We start from the raw sequence: 6553 nt of genomic DNA, 5'->3' as shown, positions 1-6553 counted from the left end.
CCCGCATCCGTACCTCGCCTCTCGCAACCTCGGGCTGATGCACCAGCAGGGCCGCCCCGATCCCATGGGCTTGCCTGCAGCGCAGCGCCATGCCGTGCGGCTGTGGCACGCAAGCCTGGAGTATCCGGGGTGGCAGGAACTGCTTCCCCTGCTGTCGGCGCAGGAGGCCGACCGCGCGAACCGCTTCGCCTTCGAGCGCGATGCGCGGCGCTATGTCGCAAGCCATGCCGCGCTGCGGTGGCTGCTTGGGCATCTCACCGGCATGCCGCCGAAGGACGTGGCGCTGCGCACCGGGCCGACCGGCAAGCCTGTCGTGGGCGATGGCGGCGAGGGGCTCCACTTCAGCCTCTCGCGCTCCGGGGACCATGTCCTGATCGGGGTTGCCGCGCAGCCGCTCGGCGTGGACATCGAATGCCTGGCGACGTCGCTCGATGTCGCGGCCCTGGCCGAGGTGGCGTTGTCCGCCCGGGAGGGCGAGGTCTTCGAGCAGGCGGAGCCTGCGCTCCGGCGCGAGCTTTTCATGCGCTGCTGGACGCGCAAGGAAGCCATCCTGAAGGCGACGGGGCAGGGCCTTTCCGTCCCACCTTCGGCGGTCGAGGTGCTGCTTGCGCCAGGCGATGCCCTGGGCCACCAAGCCGTCGTGACCTGGCTTGGAACGTCCTGGCAGGTCGATACGGTGCTGCCCGAGCCCGGCTATGTGGGGGCCGTGGCCGTCGCTTCCTCGCGGCGACCCGGCTTGCCGCCCGGCGCTGGCCTGGGGCCACGGGTGGCTGCGCTATCCCTGCGCAGGATTCTCCACGCCGCAAAGCTGGCATCTGCGCCAATGTCGGCGTCGGAGTGCCGGCTTGGGCTTCCCAGTGGCGCCTAGCGGGACGACGAGGTCGGGAGGAAGCCGATGCTGGCAAAGGCGACCCATCCGGCCACCGGATGCAGCCGGGCGACCTCGCGCCCGATCGCAAGGCCGAGGTCGGTGCCGCGCGACGTCTCGCGCCCGCGTCAGAACGGCTCGAACACCGCCTGCCGCTCCGCCTCCGGGGCGCCTCGCTCATGATCCTCCACGAAGACTTTCGGGCCAGGGCCCAGGCGGACGAGGACCGTGCCACCGGGCGGCTCCGCCTCGACGGCGTTCTCGACGAGCGCGGCGATCGCCCCCGCGTCGCCCAGGACCCGGGCCACCCCGTCCGCTGCTTCGGAAGTCAGCGCCCGCCTCCTGCATTGCGCCGGTCTGAACGCGCCGTCGCGCCGGAGGCATGGCGAGGAGCCCGCCCTTCGAGATCAGCCCTGATGACTCGAGGGCCGTGCGACGGGCAGTCGACCATTGCCGGGCTCCGGCGGTCGCATCCGCTACCGCCTCAGGCTGTCCATCAGGTTGAGAAGCCCGCACCATCGACTCTCCGCGACCCGATTGCCAGGCTGCGGCGTGGGTCCTGGCGAAGCCCTCCTGCGGCGATCCGTTCTTAGGGAAAGGATGCATCATCGGCCGGTCGTTGGCAGAGCCGGGAAACAGTAAACCCGACATCCGTCCGTACCGGCGCAACGGCCAGCCTTGCCGCCGCTCCGTTGCGCAATCGGGCGGGCTTCAAAGCTTGCGCCGGATCCCCCTTCCGCCGCGAAGCGGCGCCACGCGTCGGCGCGTCCGATGACAAGCGCGAGGCCTGCCGCATATCCAGCGCCGAGGCCTGCCGATAGACGGCGGCGACAGGGGCTGGAATGGGACGGGCTGTGATTGCCATCGCCGTGACGCTGGGCGTCTTGCTGATGGGAGCGGGGATCTGGCTCTACAGCCCCGACCTGCCGCGTGCCACGCTGGAGCGCCGTTGGGCGCGGCCACCCTCGCAGTTCCTGGAGGCGGCGGGGGTGCGGCTCCATGTCCGCGACACCGGGCCGCGCGACGGCGCAACCGTGCTGCTGATCCACGGCTTCGGCTCCTCCCTGCATACCTGGGAGGCGTGGGCGCCGTTGCTGGAGAAGCGCTTCCGCGTCATCTCGCTCGACCTGCCGGGCTTCGGCCTGACCGGGCCGGACCCGACCGGCGACTATTCCGACGAGCGGAGCATCGCCGTGCTGGGGGCGCTGATGGACCGGCTCGGCATCGGGAAGGCGGCGGTGGTCGGTTCCTCCATGGGCGGGCGAATCGCGTGGCGCTTCGCCGCGGCCGAGCCGGCGCGCGTCTCGAAGCTCGTCCTCATGGCGCCGGACGGTTTTGCAAGCCTGGGACGCGAGTATGGCCGTGCGCCCGAACGGCTGCCCTGGCTGATGCGGCTGCTGCCCTACAGCGCGCCGAGGCCGCTTCTGCGCAGGGCGATGCAGAACGCCTATGCCGTCCCCGGCGTGCTGACGGATGCCGTGGTGGACCGGTACCACGCCATGCTGCTCGCTCCCGGGGTACGGCACGCCATCCTCGATCGGGTGCTGCAGACGCGCCTCGTGCCGCCCGAGCCGCTCCTGGCGACCATCCACCTGCCGGTGCTGCTGCTGTGGGGTGAGCGGGACGGCGCGGTGCCCGCCTCCCACGCGCCCGACTACGAGCGCGCCCTGCCCGATGCGCGGACGGTGATCCTGCCCGGGGTCGGCCATGTGCCGATGGAGGAGGCGCCGGAGGCCTCGGCGCGGGCGCTGCTGGCGTTCCTTGACGGCGAAGAGGGCGGCTGACCTTCGGCCACGCGGACGCCGACGTTCCGGGCAGGCGGCCGGACGGCAGGCTGCCGCGCAGGCAAATCGCCCTTGGCCCGGTATCCGTGACGGCCATGGCAGGCGGCGACGACCGGCCGGAGGCGGGCCGGTGCCGCTATGTCCGCAGCGGGGCTGGCGTTTCGGCTTCGCCGGCCAATCTCTGGGAGACGATGTCGATCCTGAAGCCTGCGCTGCTGCTCTTCGCCTTTTTCTTCCTCCTTCCCTTGGCCGTCTCGGCAGCCCTGTACCGTGTCGAAGGGGGCGGTGCCGGCTGGCAGACCGCCGACCGGTCCAGCATCGGCCTGCTGCCGCCGCCGGCGCGGCACCAGGCTGCCGTGGTGCGCATCCTGGCCGCGCAGACGGTTCGGTGGCGCGGCATCTTCGCAGTCCATTGCTGGATCGTCTTCAAGCCCGAGGGCGCCGCCTCCTACACCCGCTACGACTACACCGCCTGGGGCGAGCCGATCCGCATGAACGGCTTCGAGCCGGATGGCCGCTGGTTCGGCCGCTCGCCGGAACTGGTCTTCGCGGCCGACGGCCCGGCGGCCGAGGCGCTCATCCCCCGCATGCAGGCGGCGATCACCGGCTATGCCTGGCGCAACCGGGGTGACTACCGACCCTGGCCGGGGCCGAACTCCAACACCTTCGTCGCCGCGGTGATGGACGCGGTACCGGATATCAAGGCAGTGCTGCCGCCCACGGCGATCGGCAAGGACTACCCTTATGACGGGCGCTGGCTGCGGCGGACCGGCACCGGGATCCGGTTGAGCCTTGGCGGTTATGCCGGCATCACCCTTGGTTGGGTGGAAGGGCTGGAGGTGAACATCCTGGGGGCGGTTGCCGGGCTCGACCTCCGGCGGCCGGCGATCAAGCTGCCGGGCCTCGGCCGCATCGGCTTCGGCGAGGCCGAAAAAGTCGCCGCTCCGGCCGGCGTGGGATAGGTATGCTCATCCGCGCGGAAGGATGACCCCCGGCCCCGGGCTGCTGCGGCTTGCCTGAATTCTCGCGTCGGCGCCCTCGGTGCAGCCTGGGCGCCGTTCAGGGATGTCGACATCCAGCATCGTCGGTGCGCTCAGGCACGGCGCTGGCCTGGATTGCCTCATCGCCGCGGCCAGGGCGGAGCGGGAAGGCGCCGTCGGGCGCACGCTGCCTGGCCGTGACCGCGCACTGCCTGCCGGCCTCCTTCGATCTGCTGGAACCCGCCCGTTTCGGTGAGCTGCCGCGCCGCGGCCGGGCCTGGGTGAGAACCGGGATCGGATGCCTCGGAGCCGGGTACTGGATGCCGGACGGGCGCAACGCGGGGAACGGGCCCTGGAAGGCCCGTGGCCGGCCACGACGGGAGGTCGCCGGACCCCGCAACCAGCCATTTGCTTGGCCTCGGCCATCGGCGATGCCCGGTCGTAACGCCCCAGGTTGGCAAGCCCCAGGGCCGCCCCACCTGCGCAGGACGGTCCCTCAGGAGATTCCATCGCCATGACCGAGGACGGCTTGCCCGAACTGCCGCCACGCGCTTTCGCCAAGGCTGACCCCCTGCCGGACGCGATGTTCTACGCCGAGCCTCGCTTCGTCACCCATATCGACGACGGCGCCATCGCGGCCGTGACCGGGCTCTATCGCGGGGTCTTTCCTGCCGATGGCACGGTGCTCGACCTGATGTCGAGCTGGGTCAGCCATCTGCCGGAGAAGGTCAGCTATGCCGAGGTCATCGGCCATGGCATGAACGCGGCGGAGCTGGCCGCCAACCCGCGGCTTGACCGCTGGTTCGTGCAGGACCTGAACCGCGATCCCAAGCTGCCGCTCGCCGATGCGAGCGTGGACGCGGTCGGCATCTGCGTCTCCATCCAGTATCTCCAGCGGCCGGTCGAGGTGTTGCGCGAGGTGGCGCGCGTGCTGCGGCCGGGCGGCGTCGTGGCGATCACGTTCTCCAACCGCTGCTTCCCCACGAAGGCGGTGGCGATCTGGCAGGGCCTCGAGGGGCAGGATCAGTGCGGGCTGGTGTCGCTTTACCTGCGGCGCGCCGGCTTTCCCGAGGTGGAGGCGCAGGAACTGGCGTCGCCGGGGCGGTGGGGCAGGGACCCGCTCTGGGCCGTGATCGGGCGCAAGGGAGAAGGCGATGAGGGCTAGCTGCAACGGACGCGTCGCCGCGGCGTCGCTCCTGGCCGGGCTGGCAGGCGCGGCCGCGGCGCTGGTCGTGTCCGCCTGCTCTGCCGCCGCGCCCGAGGCCGGGGTGTCGGCCGCAGCACCGCCTGGCCTGGCCGCCGAGCGGTTCCCGAGGCCGCAACGCCCGGTGGCCAGCATCATATCCGACCAGTGGGCGAGCGAGGACAGCCGCGAGCGCGCCGGCGAAGCCGCCAGGGTCATGGACCTGCTCGGCATCCGTCCCGGCATGGCGGTCGCCGATATCGGTGCCGGTGCCGGCTACTATGTCGGCCGGCTGGCGCAGCGCGTCGGCCCCGGAGGCCGCGTCATCGCCCAGGATGTGGACCGGAGGACGCTCGGCCGCCTCGGACAGCGCGTCGCGCGCGAGCGGCTGGGCAATGTGTCGCTCGTGCTCGGCGAGCCCCATGACCCGCACCTCGCGCCGCGCTCGGTCGACCTCGCGCTGCTGGTCCACATGTACCATGAGATCGCGCAGCCCTTCGGCCTGCTCACCAACCTGGTTCCGGCGATGCGGCCCGGCGGGCGGGTGGCGATCCTGGACGTGGACGGCCCTGTGCTGGCGCATGGTACCCCCCGCGCGCTGCTGTCCTGTGAACTCGCGGCCGCGGGCTATCGGGAGGTAGCGTGGCACTGGATCGAGGGGCGGTCGGTCTACCTTGCGGTGTTCGAACCCCCGGCGGAGCCCCTTATGCCCGAGCGCATCGTCCCGTGCGGCGCGTAATCGGGGTCCTGCCAAGCAGCGGGTTCAGTGTCCCGCTGGCCCATCGGCTTCGGTAGATCTGGCGCAGCCAGGGCTTGATCCTGCCAGGCCGCGGCGGGCTCGCGCCCCTCGAACAGCGCCCGCCTTGCGGCGAAGGCCTCGGCCGCGAACTCGGTGAAGGCGGAGACGCGGGCGGTCCGCCGGAGATCCTCGTGGGTCAGCACCCAGAGCGCGGTCGTCATCTCGGGCACGGGGCCGGCGATGCGCCGCAGCCCGGGCCAGCCATCCCCGAGATAGCAGGGCAGCGCCGCGACGCCGAGCCCTGCGGCTGCCGCGGCTGCCGCGCCGACCAGCGTGTCGCAACGCAGGACGATCCGCGCCTCGGGCAGGGCGTTCCGCATCCAGGCTGCGATGGTCGACCCTGCGAGGCTATCGTCCAACCCGATCCAGGCGGCGCCGAGGTCTTCGTCCCCGGGCACCGCCAGGCCGGGCGCGGCGTAAAGGGCGAAGGCGACATCGGCGACGCGCCGGCCGACTAGCGTCTCGGGCGGCGACGCGGCCGGCCGGATGGCGACATCGGCATCCCGCCGCGTGAGGTTCGCAAAGAGGTTGGATACCGCGACCTCGACGACGATGCCCGGATGCGCCGCGTGGAACCGCGCCAGGACGCCCGGCAGGAGCGAGGCCATGAGCGTGTCCGTCGTCGCGACCCGGAGCGTGCCCTCGAGCCGGAGGTCCTGGCCGGAGAGTCGCCGCTCGAGCTCGGCCACGGTCTCGGCCATGCGCCGGGCCGTAGCGAGCATCTCCTCGCCGCCGGCCGTCAGCGCGTAGCCCGACGGCAGCCGCTCGAACAACCGGAGCCCGTGCGCCTCCTCGAAGCCGTTCACCCGCCGGAGCACGGTGGTGTGGTTCACCCCGAGCACGCGGGCGGCGGCCGCGAGGCCACCATGCTCGGCCACCGCAAGGACGTAGCGCAGGTCGTCCCATTCGATGTGACGGGGGGTATGCGCCATCGCCGCT

The 6553-nt window shown here is 72.0% G+C and carries 7 protein-coding genes; 5 read left to right on the top strand and 2 right to left on the bottom strand.

Annotated elements, in window-relative coordinates; genetic code table 11:
- The coding region (locus AC5JJ1_RS02265; RefSeq protein ID WP_495783492.1) for a 4'-phosphopantetheinyl transferase family protein at window positions 1-868 on the top strand (868 nt) is incomplete at its 5' end.
- A gap of 128 nt (window positions 869-996) precedes the next feature.
- Here AC5JJ1_RS02265 and AC5JJ1_RS02260 read toward each other — a convergent pair.
- A complete protein-coding gene (locus AC5JJ1_RS02260; RefSeq protein ID WP_495783491.1) occupies window positions 997-1176 on the bottom strand; it encodes a hypothetical protein in 180 nt (59 codons plus the stop codon).
- Window positions 1177-1710: 534 nt separating this feature from the next.
- Between AC5JJ1_RS02260 and AC5JJ1_RS02255 the strand changes: the two genes are divergently transcribed.
- The 4 genes from AC5JJ1_RS02255 (at window position 1711) to AC5JJ1_RS02240 (ending at window position 5554) form a co-directional block, all read left to right on the top strand.
- The gene (locus AC5JJ1_RS02255; RefSeq protein WP_495783490.1) at window positions 1711-2652 is read left to right on the top strand and encodes an alpha/beta fold hydrolase; all 942 of its coding nucleotides are present in this window, start codon (window positions 1711-1713) and stop codon (window positions 2650-2652) included.
- A 95-nt stretch (window positions 2653-2747) separates the two neighbouring features.
- Window positions 2748-3614, top strand: a complete 867-nt coding sequence (locus AC5JJ1_RS02250) for a DUF3750 domain-containing protein (RefSeq protein ID WP_495783494.1) — start codon at window positions 2748-2750, stop codon at window positions 3612-3614.
- Window positions 3615-4146: 532 nt separating this feature from the next.
- Window positions 4147-4797 carry a class I SAM-dependent methyltransferase gene (locus AC5JJ1_RS02245; RefSeq protein ID WP_495783489.1) on the top strand — a complete coding sequence of 217 codons (651 nt, stop codon included), beginning with the start codon at window positions 4147-4149 and terminating at the stop codon, window positions 4795-4797.
- Window positions 4787-5554 carry a class I SAM-dependent methyltransferase gene (locus AC5JJ1_RS02240; protein WP_495783488.1) on the top strand — a complete coding sequence of 256 codons (768 nt, stop codon included), beginning with the start codon at window positions 4787-4789 and terminating at the stop codon, window positions 5552-5554. Before AC5JJ1_RS02245 ends, AC5JJ1_RS02240 begins: the two co-directional genes overlap by 11 nt.
- On the opposite strand, the gene AC5JJ1_RS02235 is transcribed toward AC5JJ1_RS02240, so the two are convergent.
- On the bottom strand, window positions 5485-6546 hold the full coding sequence (locus tag AC5JJ1_RS02235) for a LysR family transcriptional regulator (protein ID WP_495783487.1): 1062 nt from the start codon (window positions 6544-6546) through the stop codon (window positions 5485-5487). The genes AC5JJ1_RS02240 and AC5JJ1_RS02235 overlap by 70 nt on opposite strands.
- Between the last annotated feature and the right edge of the window lie 7 nt (window positions 6547-6553).

Source organism: Belnapia sp., assembly GCF_059504005.1.
This window is presented reverse-complemented; position numbering and strand designations above follow the sequence as displayed.